Raw genomic sequence first — 20,633 nt, 5'->3', positions numbered from 1 at the left:
GGCCTTATTGCTTATATTCGCTGCCGTCTTCGCGGAAAAGTTTTGGCTGATCGCCTTTTTCAACGACCTCTTTATTGATGACGACTTTTGCTACGCCTTTCAAATCTGGCAGGGCGTACATGGTGTCCAAGAGGCAGCGTTCGACGATAGAGCGCAGGCCGCGCGCACCGGTTTTACGTTCCATCGCCAGTTTGGCGATGCTGCGCAAAGCATCTTCTTCAAACTCAAGACCGACATCTTCCATTGCAAACAAGGTTTGATATTGTTTAACCAAGGCATTTTTCGGTTCGGTCAAAATGTTGACCAAAGCATCTTCGTCCAATTCTGCTAATGTGGCGATTACGGGCAGTCGGCCGATAAGCTCGGGAATCAGACCGAATTTAATCAAGTCTTCAGGCTCGACTGTTTCAAACAGGGCTGAAATATCGGCGTTTTCATCTTTGCTGTGTACCGCCGCACCAAAGCCGATACCGCCTTTTTCAGTGCGTTGGCGGATGACTTTTTCCAAGCCGGCAAATGCGCCGCCGCAGATAAAGAGGATGTTGGTGGTATCAACGTTGATGAATTCTTGGTTCGGATGTTTGCGGCCGCCTTGAGGGGGAACGCTGGCTACCGTGCCTTCAATCAGTTTCAGCAAGGCTTGTTGCACACCTTCGCCGGATACGTCGCGCGTGATGGATGGATTGTCGCTTTTGCGTGAAATTTTATCGATTTCATCGATATAAACGATGCCGCGTTGGGCTTTTTCAACGTCAAAATCACATTTGCCCAAAAGTTTGGTGATGATTTGTTCGACGTCTTCACCGACATAACCTGCTTCGGTCAAAGTTGTGGCATCCGCCATGACAAAAGGTACATCCAGTTTGCGCGCCAAAGATTGCGCCAACAGGGTTTTACCTGAGCCGGTAGGGCCGATGAGCAGGATATTGGACTTGGACAATTCAACCTTGCCCTCCGCTTTCGGGTGGCGCAGGCGTTTGTAGTGGTTGTAAACCGATACCGCCAACGCTTTTTTTGCGTGTTCCTGACCGATAACGTGGTCGTTGAGGTTGGCAACGATTTCGGCCGGGGTAGGCAGTTTTTTCTCAGCGTTTTCTTCTTTCGCTTTGGCAAGCTCGTTTTCAATCTCGCCGGATTCGTTGTCCTGCAGCATTATGCCGCAAGTTTCTACACATTCGTTGCAGATGAAGGCGTGTTCGCCTTCGATCAGATTTTTAACGTCGTTTTCGGACTTCCCGCAGAATGAACAGGTGCGTTTTTCTTCAGACATAATAATTTCTTCGTATGGTTGTATGGAGGCTGTGTTGTAAAGGGGGAACAGATATTTCGGGCGGATTGCCGGATTGAGGGAATGCCTCTGACAAAGGAGCCTAAGTATAATGACTATCTTGTGTTTTTTCAAATCAGAGCAGGCATTGTGCCGTATCGTCTAAGAAACAGATGCGGACGTTGGATTTGAATATCTCGCAAACAAACGCAAAGTTTTCTCAACTCGCTTTACAATTAGCGAAAAATTTAACAGAATGTTGAATTAAATGTATTTTTTTGAATTGGCAGATATGAAATTCTATAAAACTTTAGGAATGGTATGGACAGGTGTGGCATTGGCCTTTGCTTCTGCGCCTGCCGTTGCCGATGATATGGATGTATTGGGACAATTTTTGGAGCAAAATTTCCCTGTGCAAAATGACCCGCTGGAAGCTTTTGCATTGAGTCATGCCGACCAAGTCGAAGCTCAAGCCGCTTTGGCAGGTCCTCTACTGTCTTCGCAATCTGCTTTGATTTTCAATAATAAAACCGGTGAAGTGCTGTATCAGAAAAACCCTGATCGTGTCATGCCGATTGCCTCTATTTCCAAATTGATGAGCGCGATGGTGGTTTTGGATGCGCATCTGGATATGAACGAGCCTATTACGATTACCGAGGCTGAAATCGACCGTTTGAAAGGTACGGGCAGCCGTTTGAGCATCGGCACGACGCTGACACGCGGCGAACTGTTGCACCTGAGCCTGATGAGCAGTGAAAACCGTGCTACTCATGCGTTGGGCCGTACTTATCCGGGCGGTATGAGCGCGTTTGTTGCGGCAATGAATGCCAAAGCGCAAAGCTTGGGTATGACCAGCAGCCGTTTCTATGAGCCTACCGGTTTGAATTTCCAAAACGTTTCAACTGCGCGTGATTTGAACCGCATGGTTGCGGCAGCCAGCAAATATCCTCTGATCCGCAAAAATTCGACTTCAAATTACGGCTCGGTTTGGACGGCAAACGGTCGTCAAAACTACAAAAACTCCAATGCCTTGGTGCGTGAGGGCAGCTGGAATATCGAATTGCAGAAAACCGGCTATATCCGCGAGGCAGGACGTTCTATGGTGGTTAAGGCCAATGTACAGAATCAGCCGATTACCATCGTATTGCTCAACTCTCCGTCTTCTACAACCCGCGTGAACGATGCGCGTAAGATTGAGTCTTGGATGTTGCAGCGCCGTTCTTAAATGTTACGCTTAAAGGCCGTCTGAAACCGTTCAGACGGCCTTTTGTGTAAAGTGTATTAAATTTGGGTACAATGTCGTTACATTAACTTAAAAACACAGAGAGAAAACATGTTGAAAAAATGGAATAAAAAATATTGGGCCGGCATGGGCGTAATTTTGGCGTTGACCGGCTGTACTTCTGTAGCGGATATGGTTGGCTACGATACTGCGACTTTGAATGAAGACGCGGCTAAAAGTTACTCACAAGTCATTCAAAATGCGCGTGGTCAAAAAGCTTTGGATGTTTCATCTCCAACTGCTCAACGCGTTCAACGCGTGTTTGCACGTCTGCGTCCTCATGCTGAGCGCGCCAACAAAACCGGCGTGCCTTTCAATTGGCAGATGAACGTTATCCGCAGTGATGAAATGAACGCATGGGCAATGCCGGGCGGTAAAATGGCCGTGTACACCGGCATAGTAGAAAAATTGAAGCTGACGGATGATGAAATTGCCGCCGTTGTCGGCCATGAAATGACCCATGCTTTGTTGGAGCACAGTAAAAAAGCTTTGGGCGGACAAGTATTGACCGGCTTGGGCGGTTCGATTTTGGCCAGCTCAACCGGTGTGGATGGTGATTTGGTCGGCTTGGGTGCAGATTTGTTGGCGACCAAACCGTTTTCACGCCATCAGGAAAGCGAAGCGGATGCCGGCGGTGTGCGTTTGATGGCTGAAGCAGGCTACAATCCTGAGGCTGCGGTAAGCGTGTGGGAAAAAATGAACAAAGTACAGGGTGGCAGCTCATTGTCTATTTTGTCGACTCACCCGACCAATCAGGCGCGTATCAATGCAATCCGCAAAATGTTGCCTGAAGTGATGCCGATTTATCAGAAAAACAAACGTTAATTTGACATATTGATGATTTTGCCGGTTTGAACAGATGATTCAAACCGGCAAAGTTTTATGGTTTCAGCCTGACAGTTTGGCAAATTTATCCCAATTTGCCTGAACGTAGGCTGCTGCGGTTTCCAAGTCTTCGTCGGCAACATCATAATAATCGCCGTCAAGCTCTTCAAAATCGGGAAAAGCTTTGCGGATTTCGTCGAAATCCCTTTGCTCGTCTGCCATTTTTTCAATGGCTTCGCCGTGTTTTTCGTACAGGGCTTTGGCTTTGTCTAAGATTTTCGGTATCGGCTTGATGCGCCAGCGGCGCAGGCTGTCGGCAACCGGATTGCCGAAGATGTATTCTCCGTATCCTGAAGCGATAAGCTGTACAAAGCCGCCTTCTTGAACCTGGCTGTCGAGGTAGCAAAGGGCAGTCAATGTATGCTGTTCGTCGTTGAGGCCGGACATTTCCTCGTCGCCTGCCTGTTCGGTGTGGTCCAAATAGGCTGCGCTGAGTGTATAAAGAAATGAAGCGGAATCGGAAGTATCGAAATCTTGAAGGCGGAGCGGGGTAGTCATAATCATCAAAGGCCATCTGAAAAAAGTGATTATATAATGTTTTCAGTCTGAACCTGGCGGCCGTTTTGCTTTACAATATCGGAAGATAAGAAAACATAGTGAGGAACCAAACCATGAGTACACAGTCTGAAAAAAACGTTGTAGTCATCAAGCCGCAGGATTTGCCGCTGCATTGCTCCGGCCCTAATCATGAAACGTGGAACGGCCATCCGCGTGTGTTCTTGCCGATTCAGTCCAACAGTGAGATTGAATGCCCGTATTGCGGCACTTATTACCGTCTTGATGGCGAGATTCCGCATCACCATTACTGATCTATGCCTATGTTGAATAAAATCATCTGCGCTTTGTGCGTGAGTTTGTGCGCTGCATGCGGTTCGTATAAGGCCGTGCGCCCTGATGCACCGTTACCGGTCATTGCACAGGCGCAGACGTATTCTGTCCGTTATCAATCCGCACAAGGTCGGACGATTACTGCAATTTATATCAACAGCCACAGCCCGATGATGGTTGAGCTGCGTGAAGGCAATACGGTTGAGAAACTGGTGCAAGTCCGCTTGCGGAGTCAAGGCGTCGAGTACGCTAATCCAAGCTCGCGTTGGCAAATTGGCGATGGGTTTGCCGTACTGATTCGCGGCGGAAAAGAAGTTGTATTTAAAGAGATTGTGGAATAGGGCGGTTTATCCATTAGCCAAATATTTGATTAAAGGTTTGGGCAAACCATAATCCGCCAAATGTTCCAATGATACCCAAAGGCCGTCTGAAAGATGTTCAGACGGCCTTTGTTGCGTCTGAAAAGGGGTAATCATCAATAAACGGTGGGTCAGGCGGTGGGTAAACGTGGTTTGTTCTTCAAGGCCGTCTGAAACAATGCCGAAGCGCTCGGCGTAAGCATACAAATCGTCTAATTTTTCAAAACAGGGTACGCAATACAGACCGCCCCAAATGCCTTTGGCAGGGCGTTTTTCAAGCAATAATGCGCCGTCAGTGTGATGAATAATCAGCCAATAAAGCGGTAGGGTTTGCACTTCGGGTGCGGTTTTTTTGCGGGGCAGCTTGTCAATGCGGTTTTGTTTTCTTGCTTCGCAGATCTCTGCCATCGGGCATTGATGGCACAAAGGTTTTGTCCGTTTACAGACGGTTGCGCCCAAATCCATCAGTCCTTGTGTATAGGCAGGCATATCGGCGTTTTCAGACGGCAGCAGGCTTTCGGCAAGCGTCCAAAGCGAGTTTTCAAATTTTTTGTCTTGCGGATTGCCGTCTTGGGCAAAGACACGGCAGAGAACGCGTTTGACGTTGCCATCCAAGATGGTTTCGCGTCGGTTGAAAGCAAAGGCAGAAATGGCGGCGGCAGTACTTCTGCCTACGCCGCAGAGTGTTTCCAAGTCTTTGCGATCGGATGGAAAGATACTGCCGAATTGTCCGACGACTTGTTGCGCTGCTTTGTGCAGGTTGCGTGCGCGGCTGTAATAGCCCAAGCCTGCCCACAAGGATAAAACCTCGTCTTGCGGCGCGGCGGCAAGCGATTGCACGGTCGGGAATTTGGCTAAGAAACGCGGATAGTAGTCCAATACGGTAGCAACCTGCGTTTGTTGGAGCATGATTTCTGAAAGCCAGACAGAATAAGGATCTTTGACCTGCCAAGGCAGGTTGTGGCGGCCGTGTTGGCGCTGCCAATTGATGAGTCGTCTTGCAAAGGATGTGTGTGTGTTCATTAATATTTACTTTTTAGTTATTTATTTTTAAAACAGTATGTTACAATATAACATACGAAATAATAATCAGAATTGACTTATCTGGTGGAGGGGTATATAAATATAGTTAACGTGGATTTACGCTGTATTGTTAAAATTTATTAACCGTTCAAGGAGATTCACATGAAAGCAATGGTTTATCATGGCGCAAACGACATTCGTTTCGAAGAAAAACCCCGCCCTCAAATTATCGATCCGACCGATGCAGTCGTCAAAATCGTTAAAACCACGATTTGCGGTACTGACTTGGGTATTTGGAAGGGTAAAAACCCTGAAGTTGCCGACGGTCGTATTCTCGGTCATGAGGGCATCGGTATTGTAGAAGAAGTCGGCGATGCTGTAAAAAACATCAAAGTCGGTGATAAAGTCATTATTTCATGTGTCAGCAAATGCTGTACTTGCGATAACTGTAAAATCCAACTTTATTCACACTGCCGCAACGGCGGTTGGATCTTGGGCTATATGATTGACGGTACTCAGGCCGAATACGTCCGTACGCCTTATGCCGACAACAGCTTGGTTCCGTTGCCTGACAACGTCAACGAAGAAGTTGCCCTGCTGTTGAGCGATGCCTTGCCTACCGCCCACGAAATCGGCGTGCAATATGGTGATGTGAAACCTGGCGATACCGTATTCATTGCAGGCGCCGGCCCTGTCGGTATGTCAGCGTTGCTGACCGCGCAACTGTATAGCCCTGCCGCCATCATCGTTTGCGATATGGACGAAAACCGCTTGAAACTGGCGAAAGAATTGGGCGCGACCCATACCATCAACCCTGCTTCCGGCGATGTGAGCAAGCAAGTTGCCGCTATTGTCGGCGAAGACGGCGTAGATTGCGCCATCGAAGCGGTCGGTATTCCTGCGACTTGGAATATGTGCCAAGACATCGTGAAACCCGGTGGCCATATCGCTGTGGTTGGTGTACATGGTCAATCCGTTGATTTCAAACTGGAAAAATTGTGGATCAAAAACCTTGCCATCACTACCGGCCTGGTTAACGCCAATACCACCGAAATGCTGATGAAAGCCATTTCCAGCAGCTCAGTGGATTACACCAAAATGATGACCCACCATTTCAAATTCAGCGAATTGGAAAAAGCTTACGATGTATTCAAGCATGCTGCTGAAAACCAAGCCATGAAAGTGGTTTTGGAAGCGGATTGATTTGAAAATCGCTTAATATGCCGTTAATTAAAGGCCGTCTGAACATTCAGACGGCCTTTTTGTATGATTTTATTTTTTCTTCAACCAAACGCCGCTTTCGATATGGTGGGTAAATGGGAATTGGTCGAACAGGGCGGCGCGTTCGATGGTATGGGTTTGACAGAGCGTATCAAGATTGGTGCGCAGGGTCTCAGGATTGCAGGAAATATAGAGGACGTTGTCGAATCGGGCAACCAATTTGAGCGTCTCATCATCAACACCGGCGCGTGGAGGATCAACGAAAATAGTTGAAAAATCATAGTTTTTCAAGTCGATGCCTTGTTCTTGCAGGCGGCGGAATTCACGGTTTTGTGTGTAGGCCTCGGTAAACTCTTCCGCGGACAGGCGGGCGATTTTGAGATTGGTAATTTGGTTGGCTTCAATATTCCATTGGGCGGCATTGACGGAAGTTTTGGAAACTTCGGTCGCCAACACTTGATTGAAATGTTGTGAAAGCGGCAGGGTGAAATTGCCGTTGCCGCAGTACAGCTCAAGCAGGTCTTTGCCTAAGTTTTGCGCGGCATCACACGCCCAAGTCAGCATTTTTTGGCACACTTGGGCATTGGGTTGGGTAAAGCTGCCCTCGATTTGACGATAGCGGAAGGTCTTGCCGTTGACTTCCAACGCTTCGGTCACAAAATCTTGGCTCAATACGATTTTTTGTCCGCGGCTGCGGCCGATGATGTGGATGCCCAAATTGTGTGCCAACTCTTGCGCGGCTTGTTGCCATGCTTCGTTCAGCTTCTTGTGGTAAATCATGGTAACCAGCATTTCGCCGCTTAAAGTGGACAAAAATTCGACGGCGTACCAGCGGTTTTTCAACTCGGGATGATTAGATGCGGCTTCAATTAGTTTCGGCATCAAGGCATTGATAGATTCGGACGCGGCAGGAAATTGGTCGCAACGGATCAGGCTCGCCCCGCTTGCCTTTTGCCCGCGCTCAAACATGGCGTAAAACATTTCTCCGCCCTCATGCCAGATACGGAACTCGGCGCGCATTCTGTAATGCTGTTCCGGAGATTCAAAGACTTCGATTTCAGGGAAATCCAGTCCTTGGAAAAGTTGCTGAAGATATTGCTTTTTATCGGCTAGTTGTTGCTGGTAGGCAGTCATTGGGGCAGTCTTTTAGAAAATAATGGCGAATTATAATATAGTTGGCGCAAAGATACGAAAGGCCGTCTGAAACATCGGTTTCAGACGGCCTTTGATTTCAAAGCATCAGCTTGTCAATCAGCCTTGCATTTGTTTGGCTTGAACGGCAGTCAGGGCGATGGTGAAGACGATGTCTTCAATCAATGCGCCGCGTGACAAGTCGTTAACCGGTTTGCGCAAACCTTGCAACAACGGGCCTACACTCAGGACGTTGGCGCTGCGTTGTACGGCTTTGTAAGTACAGTTGCCGGTATTGAGGTCTGGGAAAACCAAAACGGTTGCTTGACCGGCAACAGCGCTGCCCGGAGCTTTGGATTGACCGATTGATGGAACGGTAGCCGCGTCGTATTGCAACGGACCTTCGATGGCCAAATCAGGACGTTTTTCATTAGCCAGTTTGGTTGCTTCGATCACTGCATCGACATCAGGGCCGCTGCCTGAGTTGATGGTAGAGTAGGAAATCATGGCCACTTTTGGATCGATACCGAAGGCTTTGGCGCTGTCGGCAGATTGGATGGCGATGTCGGCCAGTTGTTCCGGAGTTGGGTTTGGATTAACCGCACAGTCGGCAAATGCCAATACTTGGTTAGGCAGCAACATGAAGAATACGCTGGATACGAGGCTTGCACCCGGGGCGGTTTTAATCAGTTGCAGGGCAGGGCGGATGGTGTTGGCAGTAGTGTGGACTGCGCCGGAAACCAAACCGTCTACGTCGTTTTGAGCCATCATCATGGTACCGAGTACGACGGTGTCTTGCAGCTGTTTGCGTGCGTCTTCAGGAGTCAGGCCTTTGGATTTGCGCAATTCGCACATCGGCTCAATGTATTGTTCAACCAAGGAAGCAGGATCGATGATTTCCAAAGAATCAGGCAGGTTGATGCCACGTTCTTTTGCTACGGCCTCAACTTCTTCGCGGGTAGCCAACAGTACGCAACGGGCGATGCCTTTTTCGTGACAGATAGCGGCAGCGGCGACGGTGCGCGGTTCTGCGCCTTCAGGCAGAACGATGCGCATATCGGCTTTGCGGGCAAAATCGATCAGGTTGTAACGGAATTGGGCTGGAGACAGGCGTTTGGCTTCGCGTTTGGCCAAAGCGGATACGTCTTGCAGTTTGTCGCTGGAGCCGAAGAAAGTCAGGCCGGTTTGCTCGGCAACTTGTGCGCCTAAAGCTGCGGCTGCGCCGTCAATGATGAAACCTTCCAATAAGCCTGGAGAGTTGGTGTAGAGCTGTTTAGCAAGGTTTAATTGTTGGGCGACGGCGGCTGCATCGGTGTTATCGGATTTCAGCGCCAATACAACGCCTGCGTCCAAAGACAGCGCCAATTCGACATTTTTGCCTGCCAAGAACAATTTGTCCGCATCAGGAGTGATGCCTTCGATAACGAGGTTATCTGCATTTAATGCTGCAACTTTACCGACAAGCGCGTCAAACCAGTCGTCGCTCTTGCCTTGAGCCAACAGGGCTTCTGTAGTGGAGTCAACGGCTTGGAAAACTTGCGCATTCAATGCCGCTGCAAATGCTTTTGCCGCTGCATCGGCGCTTAGACCGGTAGATACCGGTGCGATCAGGATTTTTGCCATTTTGTGTCCTCTCTTTCGTTAATTGTAGAAGGGTGTTGCTGTGGCGCAGCTGGTGCTGCATTTTAATACTTCAGGATTGAAGTTTCTTTAATGTATTCACGGTCATATTGACATATGTCATCAGGCCGTCTGAAAAGTATAAACGCAATGGACCAAATTCATCAATCCCCCATTGCTGCCAAAAGCTCGGCTTGATGCTCGGCAATCAGGGCATTGGTGATTTCTTCCAAATCACCGTCCATCACAAAATCCAGTTTGTGCAGGGTAAGGTTGATGCGGTGGTCGGTCACGCGGCCTTGTGGGTAGTTGTAGGTGCGGATGCGCTCGCTGCGGTCGCCGCTGCCGATCAGGGATTTGCGTTCGGCGGCTTCTTTGGCTTGGGCTTCGCGTTTTTGTGCATCGTTTAAGCGGGCGGCGAGGACTTTCATCGCCTGCGCTTTGTTGGCGTGTTGGCTGCGGCCGTCTTGGCATTCGACCACCATGCCTGTCGGCAAGTGGGTGATGCGGACGGCGGAGTCGGTTTTGTTGATGTGCTGACCGCCTGCGCCAGATGCGCGGAAGGTATCGATGCGCAGATCGGCTGGGTTCAATTCGATGTCTTCGAGTTCGTCCGCTTCAGGCATGACGGCGACGGTACAGGCGGAGGTGTGGATACGGCCTTGGCTTTCGGTGGCAGGGACGCGCTGCACGCGGTGGCCGCCGGATTCAAATTTCAGACGGCTGTACGCGCCCAAGCCGATAATGCGGGCGATGACTTCTTTATAGCCGCCCAATTCGCTTTCGTTGGCGGAAACGATTTCAACCTGCCAGCGGTTGCGCTCGGCGTAGCGACTGTACATGCGCAGCAAATCGCCAGCAAACAGCGCGGCTTCGTCGCCGCCGGTACCAGCGCGCACTTCGATGAAGATGTTTTTATCGTCGTCGGCATCTTTGGGCAGCAGCAGTTTTTGCAGCTCGGTATCGAGTTCGTCGATTTTGGCTTTGGCTGCTTCGATTTCTTCGGTGGCAAAGTCTTTCATTTCAGGGTCGGACAGCATTTCTTCGGCATCTGCCAAGTCGCTTTGCGCCAGCTGATAGTTTTGGAAGACTTCCACAACGGGGGTCAGTTCGGCGTGTTCGCGTGTGAGTTTGCGGTAGTTGTCCATGTCGGACGTGGCTTCAGGCTGACCGAGCAAGTGGGTGACTTCTTCCAGTCGGTCGCTGAGTTGTTGTAGTTTTTCTAAGATAGACGGCTTCATAAATTTTCCAAAATACGGATGCCGTCGAGTGGTCTGCAACGGCGAAATAAGGAGTTATTATAATGGGTTTGAATGAAAATTCAAAAAGATATGATTGATTGGAAAGGCCGTCTGAAACCTGTTTTTGAGTTTCAGACGGCCTTTTTTAGTATGGGCTTATTTAGGCGCAGCCAAGATGCCTGTTTGGTTCAGTAGGAACAAAACGGTAAATCCGGTCAGGTAAATCAAGCCGAGGATGGCGAGGAAGTTCATGCCCATGGTCAGTTTGTGGCGTTTGTCGCCTTTGACGAGGCGGTAGTTCAGCCAAGCGAACACAGGGGCTGAAACGAAGGCGGTGATCATGGCGAATTTGAGCAGCTCGGCCATCGCGCTGTTGAACCAGAAAATCACAGCTAAGCCCGAGCCTGCAACCCAGACGTTCCAAGCAAATAATTCGACATTGCCGGTTTTGTCTTTGCCGCGCAGTAGGCGTACCGGTTCGGCAATCGCGCGTGCGTAGCCGTCCACTACGGTAATGGTGGTGCCGTACATGCAGGCGAAGGCGATAAATGCCACCAACGGACGCGACCAGTCGCCGATGGTCACGGCGTACATATTAATCAGCTGGCCGACATATTTGCCACCGGCCATTTGTACGGCTTCGCCGTTGCCGTATTGGACATATGCACCCAAGGCCAAGAAGACGACGGCCAACACTGCGCTGGTGATGTAGCCGACGTTGAAGTCGAAAATACCGTCGCGGTAGCTGGAAGGGTTGATGCGTTGTTTTTCGGTTACCCACAAAGAGTTGATGGCGGAAATTTCAATCGGCGCAGGCATCCAGCCCATCAGTGCGATTAAGAAGCCCAAACCGGTCAACGTCCATGGGGTAGGCTCGATAAAGTCGGGCTTCATCTGCATACCTCGAGACATGGCCACGGCTGCCGCGGCGACGGTGGCAATGGTCAGGCTGACGATGATGATTTTGGAAACGTTGTCCAACGCTTTATAGCGACCGCTTGCCAAAATCAGCAGGCAGGAAGCCATGATCATGGCGGACACTATACCGGTATCGAGAATCAGTGATGGAATTGCCATTTTGACGATGGCGGCGGTAACGATGGCGACCGCGCCGGCATTAATCGTTGCCGATGCAATACACAAAATCAAAAATACCCACAAATAAACGCGGCTTTTTTCGGCATAGCCTTCAATCAGGCTTTTGCCCGTGTCCAGCGTGTAATGTGCGCTGAAGCGGAAAAACGGGTATTTGAACAGGTTGGTCAAAATAATAATCAATGCAAGCTGCCAGCCGTAAAGCGCACCTGCCTGCGTGGAGGCAATCAGGTGCGAGCCGCCGACTGCCGCCGAAGCCATCATGATGCCCGGGCCGAGGGCATTAATTTTGCTCTGCCAGGTAGAGGAGTGTGTATGTTGTTCTGCCATAAGTATTTTCCGCCTATTTCAGACGGCCTTATTGTCAAAAAAAGCATATTTTAACGTAAATAAAAAGTTTGCCCAATAATATGCGTAATACTTTTTATCAATCAAAGGGAAAATACGGTTTTAAAAAGCTGAAATGGTGGAATGAACGATATTTTGTGCCAAAAACATTTTTTCAGACGACCTTGTATCGCTTTTTATTCATGAATATGGGGTAGGGAGGGCAGAATGTGTCGGTTTGGAAACGAAATGGCAGGGCAAGGCTTTTTGATGCCTTGAGGTCGGTATATTAAGGGGAAGTATGGAGCAGGGAATCCACGTTTTGCTCGGTGATTTCAGCCAGTTGTGCCAGCGGTATGCCGCGCAGTTCGGCGGCAATTTCGGCAATACGGCGGATGTTGGCTGGTGTATTGGTTTCATGGCCGAGCATAAAAGGGCTGTCGGTTTCGAGAACGAAATCCGTGTCATTTAAAGCTTGTAAGGCGGCACGGACTTTTTTGGCATTGGGATTGAGTAACAGCGAGCCTATGCCGATTTTGAAGCCGAGTTTCACCAAAATCCGCGCTTCTTCTACGCTGCCGGAGAAGGCGTGAACAATCCCGCCTCGTGTGAAACCGGCGGTTTTGACAGCGGCGGCAATAGCGGCGGTGGCTTTCAGATTATGGATAATGACGCGGCGATTGAGGTTTTGGGCGAGGATGAGTTGGCGGATAAAGACGTCGGTCTGCGTGCCGCGTTGCGCTTGGGTTTGCTCTTTGCCATAAAAATCCAAGCCGATTTCGCCAACCCATGCTTGTGGATGTTGGATCAGTTCGGACTCTAACTCTTGGAATGCCGCTTCGTTGAGGCCGTCTGAAAACCACGGATGAATACCCAAAGCGATATGGATGTTTTCAGACGGCCTCTCCAACTGCGCCACTGCCTGCCAATCCTTGGGAGACGTAGCCGGTACGATAAAACGCGCTACACCGACGGCTTGCGCTTCGGCAAGTACGGCAGGCAGCGTGTCGGCAAGTTTAGGATCGGCAAGATGACAGTGGGTGTCGGTGAAAGTCATGTTTAATGGCGGTTACAGCAGATTTAATTGTCGCAATTCTTGTTGCATCTTATCCGCATTCCAGTCATGCGATACGGCAAGGGTCATCAGCGCAGTGGCGGTTTCGAGATTGCATTTGCCGCCATTGATAATACCTGCCTGACGTAAAGCATCGCCTTGGGCATAGACGGCGGCGGCGCAACCTTGCGGCACTTGGCTGATGTTGAGCAGTAACTTGCCTTGTTGCGTAAAGGCTTGTACGGCTCGGACAAACGCATCGTCGCTCGGCGCATTGCCATGGCCGTAGCTTTGCAAAATCAGGGCTTGGGCGGAAAGGTGGGGCAGGCCGTCTGAAAGTTCTTGCGCGGCATAACCGGGAATCAGCGTGCGGACGGAAACTTTGGCTTCAGGATTTGGAAGACGCGGTTTGAGGCCGTCTGAATGTTGGGTCGGGGCGGTACGGATATTGTGCCAACCTTTGTTTTCCTCCCATTCGGCGAGTGCGCCAAAATGCAGGTTGTCGAAACCTGCGGCGGTCTCGGTGCTGACCTTGCTGCTGCCGATGGTGGGGAAGAGTTTGCCGTCAAAGGCAATCGCCACTTGTTTGAGTTTGAGCGAGAAGGCGGAAACGGCAGTAGCAAGGTTGCGCGGCGCATCGCTGTTGGCAGCATCGTAAGGCCATTGCGATCCGGTCAGGATAACGGGTTTGTCCAAACCTTGCAGCGAAAGGGCGAAGAGATTGGCAGTGTATGCCATGGTATCCGTACCGTGAAGCACCAAAATGCCGTCATAGTCAGGCAGCTTGGCGATAATAAGTTCCAGCCAGTCGCGTTGGTTTTGCAGCGTTACTGCGGAAGAATCGATGAGCGGCTGGCAAACGTGCCATTCGAAATCAAGGCCGTCTGAAAAGGGGGTAAGGGCTTTATCAACGAGAGCGGTGTCAGGACGCAGACCAGTGCTGCTTTGGGTCATGCCGATGGTGCCGCCGGTGTAGAGGACGAAGATTTTTTGTTTCATGGTATTTTTGGTCAATGATAGAGGCCGTCTGAAAGCGGAGAAGTGTTTCAGACGGCCTGGAATGGTTTATTGATTGGCTTGTTTTTTAGCTTTTGCAGCACGTTTTTCGTGTAATTTTTCACGGAAGAAGGTATGGCGGCGGTGTTTTTTCCACCAAATCCAGCCGACAATGACTGCACCGATGCCCAGTACCGTAAAGATACCGGATTGCAGGCTGTGCATTTTTTCCATCAGCCAGTCGGTATTGCGTGCGCCGTATTCGCCCAGATAAATCCAAACCGGAACGGAAATCAGCGCGGCCAAGCCGTCCATCAGGATAAAGCGCAGGTAGGAAACCTTGCGGCTGATGCCGGCGGTCACGAAAACAGCGGTACGCAGGCCGGGCAGGAAGCGGGCGACGAATAAAACCCAGTTGCCGTATTTGTCGAATTTTTCCTGTACTTGGGCATAGCGTTTGGGTGTCATCACGCGCGCAATGGGTTTGAACTTGAGGATTTTCTGCCCCCACACGCGTCCGGCAACAAACATAAATCCGTCACCCGCCAATACGCCGAGCATACCGACGACAACCATCCAATGCGAATTGGTATAACCCAATCCGGAAATCACGCCGCCTGTAACCAGTGTCAAATCTTCAGGAATCGGCACGCCAAAGCCGCAAATAACCAAAACGAAAAACACGGCCGCATAGCCGTATTCAACGAAAAAAGATTCCAAAAAAGCAAACATGGCCGCTGTCCCACGATAGATATTGATTGATAACTGGATTAAGTTGGAATTTTACCAAAGATAAGGCCGTCTGAAAGCAATCACAAGCAGATATTGTTTAAATTTGACGGTAGTTTGCAAAAAATCTCGAAATTCGGACGTGGAAAGTTGGGATTTGAACAGATTTGGCAGGTACAATAGCCGCTGGTTTATCTTTCAAACCCGAAATGGCAGTCTGTTTTCAGACGGCCTGTTCAGGAAAATGAAATCATGAAATACAGAGATTTGCGAGAATTTATCGCCGGATTGGAAGCTGATGGCAAACTCAAGCGCATCCAGCATCCGGTGTCGCCGCATTTGGAAATAACCGAAATCGCCGACCGCGTGCTGCGTGCTGAGGGGCCGGCGTTGTTGTTTGAAAACCCGATTAAGCCTGACGGTACGCGTTATGATTATCCTGTCTTGGCGAATCTGTTTGGCACGCCCGAACGCGTGGCGTTGGGCATGGGTGCGGACAGTGTGTCCAAGTTGCGCGAAATCGGGCAGACGCTGGCGTATCTGAAAGAACCCGAACCGCCCAAAGGCATTAAAGACGCATTGTCCAAACTGCCGCTGCTGAAAGACATTTGGAGCATGGCGCCGAACGTGGTGAAAAACGCGCCGTGTCAGGAAATTGTGTGGGAAGGTGAAGACGTTGATTTGTATAAACTTCCGATTCAGCATTGCTGGCCGGAAGACGTTGCGCCGCTGGTAACGTGGGGCTTGACCGTCACGCGCGGTCCGCACAAAAAACGCCAAAATTTAGGCATTTACCGCCAACAATTAATCGGCAAAAACAAGCTGATTATGCGCTGGCTGTCGCATCGCGGCGGCGCGCTGGATTATCAGGAATTCCGCAAAATTAATCCCGATACGCCGTATCCCGTCGCCGTCGTTCTCGGCTGTGACCCTGCCACCATTTTGGGCGCGGTAACGCCCGTTCCCGATACTTTGAGCGAATACCAGTTTGCCGGACTGTTGCGCGGTTCGCGGACGGAACTGGTGAAATGTATCGGCAACGATTTGCAAGTGCCGGCACGCGCCGAAATCGTGTTGGAAGGCGTGATTCATCCAAATGAAACCGCGTTGGAAGGCCCATATGGCGACCATACCGGCTATTACAACGAACAGGACCATTTCCCTGTGTTTACGGTCGAACGCATTACCATGCGCGAAAACCCGATTTACCATTCCACCTACACAGGCAAACCACCCGATGAGCCTGCGGTTTTGGGCGTGGCGTTGAACGAAGTGTTCGTACCGCTTTTGCAAAAGCAGTTCCCCGAAATCACCGATTTCTACCTGCCGCCCGAAGGCTGCTCGTACCGCATGGCGGTGGTCAGCATGAAAAAACAATACGCCGGACATGCCAAGCGCGTGATGATGGGCTGCTGGTCGTTCCTTCGCCAGTTTATGTACACCAAATTCATCATCGTGGTTGATGACGATGTGAACGTGCGCGACTGGAAAGAAGTCATCTGGGCGGTCACCACGCGCATGGATCCCGTACGCGATACCGTTTTGATGGAAAACACGCCCATCGACTACCTCGACTTCGCCAGCCCCGTCAGCGGACTCGGCGGCAAAATGGGTTTGGATGCGACCAACAAGTGGCCGGGCGAAACCGACCGCGAATGGGGACGGGTGATCAAAAAAGACCCTGCCGTTACGGCCAAAATCGATGAGATTTGGGAGAGTTTGGGTTTGTAGATGTCGGATTTATTGGAATTTCTATTTCAAATATTGATGGAAATTATTGGGTCTATGTTTGAGGGTACGGTAGAAATATTGAGGCTCGATTGGAGAAAAAGAAAACTCTCCAAAAAAGGCTTGATAATGTTGGCGATATGGTTTGCCATCATTGTTGCACTGATTGTGTATATGGTCATTCCCCAATAAACATCTTATTCTGACAATGTATCTGTTAAAAGGCCGTCTGAAACTTTTTGGGTTTCAGACGGCCTTTAATTTGAAAACCTAGCGTGGTTTGAGCCACTTCCATTGTTCTTGTATGGTTTCTTGCAGGGCTTTTTGTTTTTCTGCAGGCGTGTTCATGCCATTGGTCAAGCGGCTGTAATCAAGGGTAATGGAAGGGTTTTGTACAGTTCCACCGATTTTGAGGGGGATCGGTTTGTTTTTGGGTTGCAGTACGTTGCTGATAAGCAGATTCTCGGACAGCTTTTGGGTATTCAAATCGGTATAGCCGCTGCTGATAACGTGCAGGCTGTCGGAAAACAGTTCGGTGTTGATATGATGGCTGATGCCTTTCTCGATTTCGCTATTGAGGATGAAATGATGGAAAGGGGTTTTGAGGTTGCTGTTGTCGATTTTTTCCGAAGAGATGCCGTTTTTCAGAATGCTGTCCATATCGATACCGTGCCATGCGCCGTTGGTAATATCGAGGAGCAGGCTGCCGTTTAGGGCTTGTATCATTTGAGCGCGGTCGTTACCGGAAGTTTGAATATCGATAACGGCGTCGCCGCTGCCGCTGAAGCTGTGGAAACCGAACAGGTCTTGCAACAGCGGCTGAATTTGTATGCTTTTTGCGTTTTGCTGAAGGTGGTAGGAAGCAGGTTGGGTTGCCGCAATACTCAGGCCGCCCTCGGTTTTGCCGCCATAAAGCCCGGCTTTGAAACGGTGCAGGGCGATATGTTCTTTATCGGCGGTGAGCAGGGATTCGACGTTTTCTAATTGCAGGCCGGCAGTTTGAATGCTGCCGATTTGGAGGTTGGCCTCAATGTCGGGCAACCAGGGTTTAGCCAGCAGGGAAGGAAGGTTCAGTGATGGCTGGGTTTTCAGGTCTTCCAAGTAAGGGGTTAGATTCAGTTTTTGTAAAGCGATACCGGCGTCAAGGTGCGGACGCGGTTGGGCATCGCGTTGGTATTTAAAAGCCAAGGCAAGGGCTTGTCTGTCAAATGCGCCTTTCAGACGGCCTTCCCATGTATTGAGGCTGAAATTGGCCTGTCCTTCGAGGGTGCTGATAAATCGGGGGCGGGGAAGGCGGTTGATGGTGTCTTGCAGGGTGCTGAGGTGCAGTTTGGGCGCATCGATGCCTTTGCCTTTTTGCCAAACCAACGGGCTGGAAAAGGTAAAGTTGGTTTGGAGGCGGTCGTTTTTATGGCTGCCTTTGAGTTCAAAATTGGCGGCGGTCAAAACGGTTGGATAGAGGTTGGCTTTGTCCAGTTTGAATGAACCGTCCCATTGGTTGTTTTCACTGCCGGCGGTCAATGCGCCATTGAGTGTGTTGAGGTGTAAATAGCCGTTTTTGAATTGCAATAGGGGCGAACGTGCGTTGATATGCAAGTTTTGATAGTCGCTTTCGGCTTGCAGATTGAAGTCGCGCAAAAGGGCGGTTTGGTTTTGCCAATTAAGGCTGCCTGCGATTTGGGCATCCAGCTTGTTTTTGAGCAATACGGTTTGCAGGTTTAATTTGAGGGCGGGAACGCTCCAGCCGGCATCATCTTGTACAAGATGGCCTGCGCCTTGCCAACTGATGGGGTTACCGATATTTTGCAGTGTGCCGCTGATGTCGAATGGACGGCCGTCTGAATTAGCTCTGCGCAGGGAAAACTGCAGATCGTTTAAGGCAATATCCTGTTCTTTATTGTGATAGCGGATGCTGCCGCTATTGATGATGACGCGGTTGAGCTGGAAGCTTTCTTTTGATGCATGGTTTTGTTGCAGGCAGGCAGGCAGGTGGTTCTTGGGACCCAGCGTCAGAGACGGATTGGAAAGAATCCATTTTTCAAGAATGGGGGCGTCTGACCATAGGCTGCTCCAGCCAAAACCCATTTTGGATTCGGCAATGTTCAGCGTCGGCGTGTCTGGTTCGGAAGATGAAAGGCTTAGGTCTTTTAAAATAAGCGTAGGGCGCGGCAGCCATTTTCTGCTGATATTGGCATTGTATTTGACTTGGCAGCCATGGGCAGAAAAGTTTTTCTGTATGAATGCGTCGATGTTTTCTGTATTGAATATGCGGAACATTAAGGCACTCAAGACCGCCGCGAGGCATAAAAGCACGGCAATGCTGAAAACCAGGGTTTTCAGCCAAAATTTTCCTGAGTGCAACATGGAATGAACAGACAATTCAGATTCTCGCTTTGATGGGAGCTTTAAGGAGTGATTGGAAGTTTAAGCCTTGCTGCTTAAGCGTATGGAAGTATAACACAGAGCGTGGGCCTGTGTTTCAGACGGCATCGGTATGTCAATAAAAAACACCGCCCGAAGGCGGTGTTGATTTAAGCATAAATTATTTACGCAGACCCAGGCGGGTAATCAGTGTACGGTAAGTATCAGGCTGAGTACGACGCAGGTAAGACAACAGGCGACGACGTTGGCTAACCATTTTCAACAGGCCGCGACGGCTGTGGTGGTCTTTAGGGTTGGCTTTGAAGTGAGGAGTCAGGTCGTTGATGCGGAAAGTCAACAGAGCGACTTGTACTTCAGAAGAGCCGGTATCGCCTTCTTTGCGTTGGAAATCTTTAACAATTTGTGCTTTTTGTTCTACGGTCAATGCCATGATGGATAACTCCGAAAATAAAAGAACCTTTTCAGGTTCGGACAAGTTTGCCAAGCCGAACGACCTAAGCAAACTCCTAAGTGCCTTTTTATAAAGACGGGCGGATTATGCCACAATTTGTCTTTGTGCGCTATATCTTTTCAGACGGCCAAAAAAAGCGGCGATACCTTTCAGTACCGCCAAAGCTGCTTTGGTGATAAAAACTAAACTTTATTTGCTCGCGCAGCGGAAGCCCAAGTTATTTAAAACATATTTGGACTGCAGGCTGGTGCGGATGCCGTAGCGTAAGAATGCCGCATAGTTGGACGGGTCGCTTGAGCCCACAGATGCGCCGCTACAGAACATTTGTGTGTTGGACGAGCCGGCAGAGAGTTGGCTGCTGTTGAAGTCTTCAGTCCATTCCCAAATCAGGCCGTGCATATCGTATACGCCCCAGTAGTTGGGCTTGTTTTTACCGATGTCGTGCAGACCGTTGCGGCCACCGTCTGCATACCAATCCAAGATGGTGCGGTTGTAGCCAGGCTCGGAAGAGCCGTCTTTTTGAGTGGCAGAAGCCAAGCCTGCAAACTCCCATTCGTCAATAGTCGGCAGACGTTTGCCTTTAGAAACGCAGTAGGCATTCGCGGCAAACCATGAAACATTGGTTACCGGATGTTTGAGTTCACTGGCTTTAGGTGCAAAACTGTTGCTGCCGTTTTTTACCCAATGTTTCAGGTAAGCTTTTTCAGCGTGTTTGGAACTGATTTTGCCTTTTTGCCATTGCGGATGTGTTTTTACAAATTCGGCAAAGTCGGCATTGGTTACCGGATATTTGTCAAGCTGGAAGGGTTTAACTTTAATAAGGGAAGTTTCTTTTTTGAGATAGAGGGGACGATAGCTGCCTCCTTCGATTTTTACCATTTCGGCAGCAAATGTATTGCCGCAGATTAAGGCACTGCCTAAGAGGAGGAGTCGTATGAGTTTCATGGTACGCCCTTATTATCGATTGAAACAGAAAATTTATTTTTCAGATAGCCTAATCATAACAAGGCCGTC

19 protein-coding genes are annotated in these 20,633 nt (G+C 49.7%); 6 read left to right on the top strand and 13 right to left on the bottom strand.

Annotation, left to right across the window (positions count from 1 at the left end):
- Window positions 1–4: 4 nt before the first annotated feature.
- Complete coding sequence (gene clpX, locus HMPREF2700_RS06460) at window positions 5–1,270, bottom strand: ATP-dependent Clp protease ATP-binding subunit ClpX (protein ID WP_070591051.1); 1,266 nt, start codon at window positions 1,268–1,270, stop codon at window positions 5–7.
- A 289-nt stretch (window positions 1,271–1,559) separates the two neighbouring features.
- Between clpX and HMPREF2700_RS06455 the strand changes: the two genes are divergently transcribed.
- Together HMPREF2700_RS06455 and HMPREF2700_RS06450 are read left to right on the top strand one after the other, a co-directional pair.
- On the top strand, window positions 1,560–2,492 hold the full coding sequence (locus HMPREF2700_RS06455) for a serine hydrolase (RefSeq protein ID WP_193388251.1): 933 nt from the start codon (window positions 1,560–1,562) through the stop codon (window positions 2,490–2,492).
- 108 nt (window positions 2,493–2,600) lie between these two features.
- Window positions 2,601–3,374, top strand: a complete 774-nt coding sequence (locus HMPREF2700_RS06450) for a M48 family metallopeptidase (protein WP_003745777.1) — start codon at window positions 2,601–2,603, stop codon at window positions 3,372–3,374.
- Between the two features lie 63 nt (window positions 3,375–3,437).
- On the opposite strand, the gene HMPREF2700_RS06445 is transcribed toward HMPREF2700_RS06450, so the two are convergent.
- Window positions 3,438–3,938 (bottom strand): DMP19 family protein, encoded by a 501-nt coding sequence (locus HMPREF2700_RS06445; protein WP_083303964.1) that lies wholly within the window; start codon window positions 3,936–3,938, stop codon window positions 3,438–3,440.
- A 107-nt stretch (window positions 3,939–4,045) separates the two neighbouring features.
- On the opposite strand from HMPREF2700_RS06445, the gene HMPREF2700_RS11420 reads away from it, so the two are divergent.
- Both HMPREF2700_RS11420 and HMPREF2700_RS06435 read left to right on the top strand, forming a co-directional pair.
- Window positions 4,046–4,243 (top strand): zinc-finger domain-containing protein, encoded by a 198-nt coding sequence (locus tag HMPREF2700_RS11420; protein WP_003745781.1) that lies wholly within the window; start codon window positions 4,046–4,048, stop codon window positions 4,241–4,243.
- 3 nt (window positions 4,244–4,246) lie between these two features.
- Window positions 4,247–4,603: a hypothetical protein gene (locus tag HMPREF2700_RS06435; protein ID WP_036473192.1), complete on the top strand. Its 357-nt coding sequence runs from the start codon at window positions 4,247–4,249 to the stop codon at window positions 4,601–4,603.
- Between the two features lie 6 nt (window positions 4,604–4,609).
- On the opposite strand, the gene mutY is transcribed toward HMPREF2700_RS06435, so the two are convergent.
- Window positions 4,610–5,644, bottom strand: coding sequence for an A/G-specific adenine glycosylase (gene mutY, locus HMPREF2700_RS06430; protein ID WP_070591048.1), 1,035 nt, complete (start codon window positions 5,642–5,644; stop codon window positions 4,610–4,612).
- A gap of 162 nt (window positions 5,645–5,806) precedes the next feature.
- On the opposite strand from mutY, the gene HMPREF2700_RS06425 reads away from it, so the two are divergent.
- Window positions 5,807–6,847, top strand: a complete 1,041-nt coding sequence (locus tag HMPREF2700_RS06425; RefSeq protein WP_049335428.1) for a zinc-dependent alcohol dehydrogenase family protein — start codon at window positions 5,807–5,809, stop codon at window positions 6,845–6,847.
- Window positions 6,848–6,916: 69 nt separating this feature from the next.
- Here HMPREF2700_RS06425 and trmA read toward each other — a convergent pair whose 3' ends face one another.
- The 7 genes from trmA to HMPREF2700_RS06390 form a co-directional block, all read right to left on the bottom strand.
- Complete coding sequence (gene trmA / locus HMPREF2700_RS06420) at window positions 6,917–7,999, bottom strand: tRNA (uridine(54)-C5)-methyltransferase TrmA (protein WP_070591046.1); 1,083 nt, start codon at window positions 7,997–7,999, stop codon at window positions 6,917–6,919.
- Window positions 8,000–8,116: 117 nt separating this feature from the next.
- Entirely contained in the window at window positions 8,117–9,619 is a 1,503-nt protein-coding gene (pta, locus tag HMPREF2700_RS06415; RefSeq protein WP_070591045.1) for a phosphate acetyltransferase, read from the bottom strand.
- 161 nt (window positions 9,620–9,780) lie between these two features.
- On the bottom strand, window positions 9,781–10,857 hold the full coding sequence (prfA, locus tag HMPREF2700_RS06410) for a peptide chain release factor 1 (protein WP_070591043.1): 1,077 nt from the start codon (window positions 10,855–10,857) through the stop codon (window positions 9,781–9,783).
- Window positions 10,858–11,013: 156 nt separating this feature from the next.
- Complete coding sequence (locus HMPREF2700_RS06405; protein ID WP_070591042.1) at window positions 11,014–12,282, bottom strand: NRAMP family divalent metal transporter; 1,269 nt, start codon at window positions 12,280–12,282, stop codon at window positions 11,014–11,016.
- A gap of 286 nt (window positions 12,283–12,568) precedes the next feature.
- Complete coding sequence (locus HMPREF2700_RS06400) at window positions 12,569–13,336, bottom strand: TatD family hydrolase (protein ID WP_070591040.1); 768 nt, start codon at window positions 13,334–13,336, stop codon at window positions 12,569–12,571.
- 12 nt (window positions 13,337–13,348) lie between these two features.
- Window positions 13,349–14,332, bottom strand: coding sequence for an asparaginase (locus HMPREF2700_RS06395; protein ID WP_070591075.1), 984 nt, complete (start codon window positions 14,330–14,332; stop codon window positions 13,349–13,351).
- A 66-nt stretch (window positions 14,333–14,398) separates the two neighbouring features.
- A complete protein-coding gene (locus tag HMPREF2700_RS06390; RefSeq protein WP_070591039.1) occupies window positions 14,399–15,061 on the bottom strand; it encodes a DedA family protein in 663 nt (220 codons plus the stop codon).
- Between the two features lie 249 nt (window positions 15,062–15,310).
- Between HMPREF2700_RS06390 and ubiD the strand changes: the two genes are divergently transcribed.
- A complete protein-coding gene (ubiD, locus tag HMPREF2700_RS06385) occupies window positions 15,311–16,789 on the top strand; it encodes a 4-hydroxy-3-polyprenylbenzoate decarboxylase (protein ID WP_070591037.1) in 1,479 nt (492 codons plus the stop codon).
- A gap of 267 nt (window positions 16,790–17,056) precedes the next feature.
- Here ubiD and HMPREF2700_RS06375 read toward each other — a convergent pair whose 3' ends face one another.
- From HMPREF2700_RS06375 to HMPREF2700_RS06365, 3 genes are all read right to left on the bottom strand, one after another.
- Entirely contained in the window at window positions 17,057–19,150 is a 2,094-nt protein-coding gene (locus HMPREF2700_RS06375; RefSeq protein ID WP_070591033.1) for an AsmA family protein, read from the bottom strand.
- 178 nt (window positions 19,151–19,328) lie between these two features.
- A complete protein-coding gene (gene rpsO, locus HMPREF2700_RS06370) occupies window positions 19,329–19,598 on the bottom strand; it encodes a 30S ribosomal protein S15 (RefSeq protein ID WP_003679932.1) in 270 nt (89 codons plus the stop codon).
- Between the two features lie 210 nt (window positions 19,599–19,808).
- On the bottom strand, window positions 19,809–20,564 hold the full coding sequence (locus HMPREF2700_RS06365) for a formylglycine-generating enzyme family protein (RefSeq protein WP_070591032.1): 756 nt from the start codon (window positions 20,562–20,564) through the stop codon (window positions 19,809–19,811).
- Between the last annotated feature and the right edge of the window lie 69 nt (window positions 20,565–20,633).

Origin of the sequence: Neisseria sp. HMSC068C04 (assembly GCF_001810105.1) — a bacterium.
Lineage (GTDB): Bacteria > Pseudomonadota > Gammaproteobacteria > Burkholderiales > Neisseriaceae > Neisseria > Neisseria flavescens_B.
This window is presented reverse-complemented; position numbering and strand designations above follow the sequence as displayed.

Excerpts from the sequence above, each read along its gene's own strand:
- clpX (WP_070591051.1), bottom strand. The coding sequence starts at position 1,270 with ATGTCTGAAGAAAAACGCACCTGTTCATTCTGCGGGAAGTCCGAAAAC.
- HMPREF2700_RS06455 (WP_193388251.1), top strand. The coding sequence starts at position 1,560 with ATGAAATTCTATAAAACTTTAGGAATGGTATGGACAGGTGTGGCATTG.
- HMPREF2700_RS06450 (WP_003745777.1), top strand. The coding sequence starts at position 2,601 with ATGTTGAAAAAATGGAATAAAAAATATTGGGCCGGCATGGGCGTAATT.
- HMPREF2700_RS06445 (WP_083303964.1), bottom strand. The coding sequence starts at position 3,938 with ATGATTATGACTACCCCGCTCCGCCTTCAAGATTTCGATACTTCCGAT.
- HMPREF2700_RS11420 (WP_003745781.1), top strand. The coding sequence starts at position 4,046 with ATGAGTACACAGTCTGAAAAAAACGTTGTAGTCATCAAGCCGCAGGAT.
- HMPREF2700_RS06435 (WP_036473192.1), top strand. The coding sequence starts at position 4,247 with ATGCCTATGTTGAATAAAATCATCTGCGCTTTGTGCGTGAGTTTGTGC.
- mutY (WP_070591048.1), bottom strand. The coding sequence starts at position 5,644 with ATGAACACACACACATCCTTTGCAAGACGACTCATCAATTGGCAGCGC.
- HMPREF2700_RS06425 (WP_049335428.1), top strand. The coding sequence starts at position 5,807 with ATGAAAGCAATGGTTTATCATGGCGCAAACGACATTCGTTTCGAAGAA.
- trmA (WP_070591046.1), bottom strand. The coding sequence starts at position 7,999 with ATGACTGCCTACCAGCAACAACTAGCCGATAAAAAGCAATATCTTCAG.
- pta (WP_070591045.1), bottom strand. The coding sequence starts at position 9,619 with ATGGCAAAAATCCTGATCGCACCGGTATCTACCGGTCTAAGCGCCGAT.
- prfA (WP_070591043.1), bottom strand. The coding sequence starts at position 10,857 with ATGAAGCCGTCTATCTTAGAAAAACTACAACAACTCAGCGACCGACTG.
- HMPREF2700_RS06405 (WP_070591042.1), bottom strand. The coding sequence starts at position 12,282 with ATGGCAGAACAACATACACACTCCTCTACCTGGCAGAGCAAAATTAAT.
- HMPREF2700_RS06400 (WP_070591040.1), bottom strand. The coding sequence starts at position 13,336 with ATGACTTTCACCGACACCCACTGTCATCTTGCCGATCCTAAACTTGCC.
- HMPREF2700_RS06395 (WP_070591075.1), bottom strand. The coding sequence starts at position 14,332 with ATGAAACAAAAAATCTTCGTCCTCTACACCGGCGGCACCATCGGCATG.
- HMPREF2700_RS06390 (WP_070591039.1), bottom strand. The coding sequence starts at position 15,061 with ATGTTTGCTTTTTTGGAATCTTTTTTCGTTGAATACGGCTATGCGGCC.
- ubiD (WP_070591037.1), top strand. The coding sequence starts at position 15,311 with ATGAAATACAGAGATTTGCGAGAATTTATCGCCGGATTGGAAGCTGAT.
- HMPREF2700_RS06375 (WP_070591033.1), bottom strand. The coding sequence starts at position 19,150 with ATGTTGCACTCAGGAAAATTTTGGCTGAAAACCCTGGTTTTCAGCATT.
- rpsO (WP_003679932.1), bottom strand. The coding sequence starts at position 19,598 with ATGGCATTGACCGTAGAACAAAAAGCACAAATTGTTAAAGATTTCCAA.
- HMPREF2700_RS06365 (WP_070591032.1), bottom strand. The coding sequence starts at position 20,564 with ATGAAACTCATACGACTCCTCCTCTTAGGCAGTGCCTTAATCTGCGGC.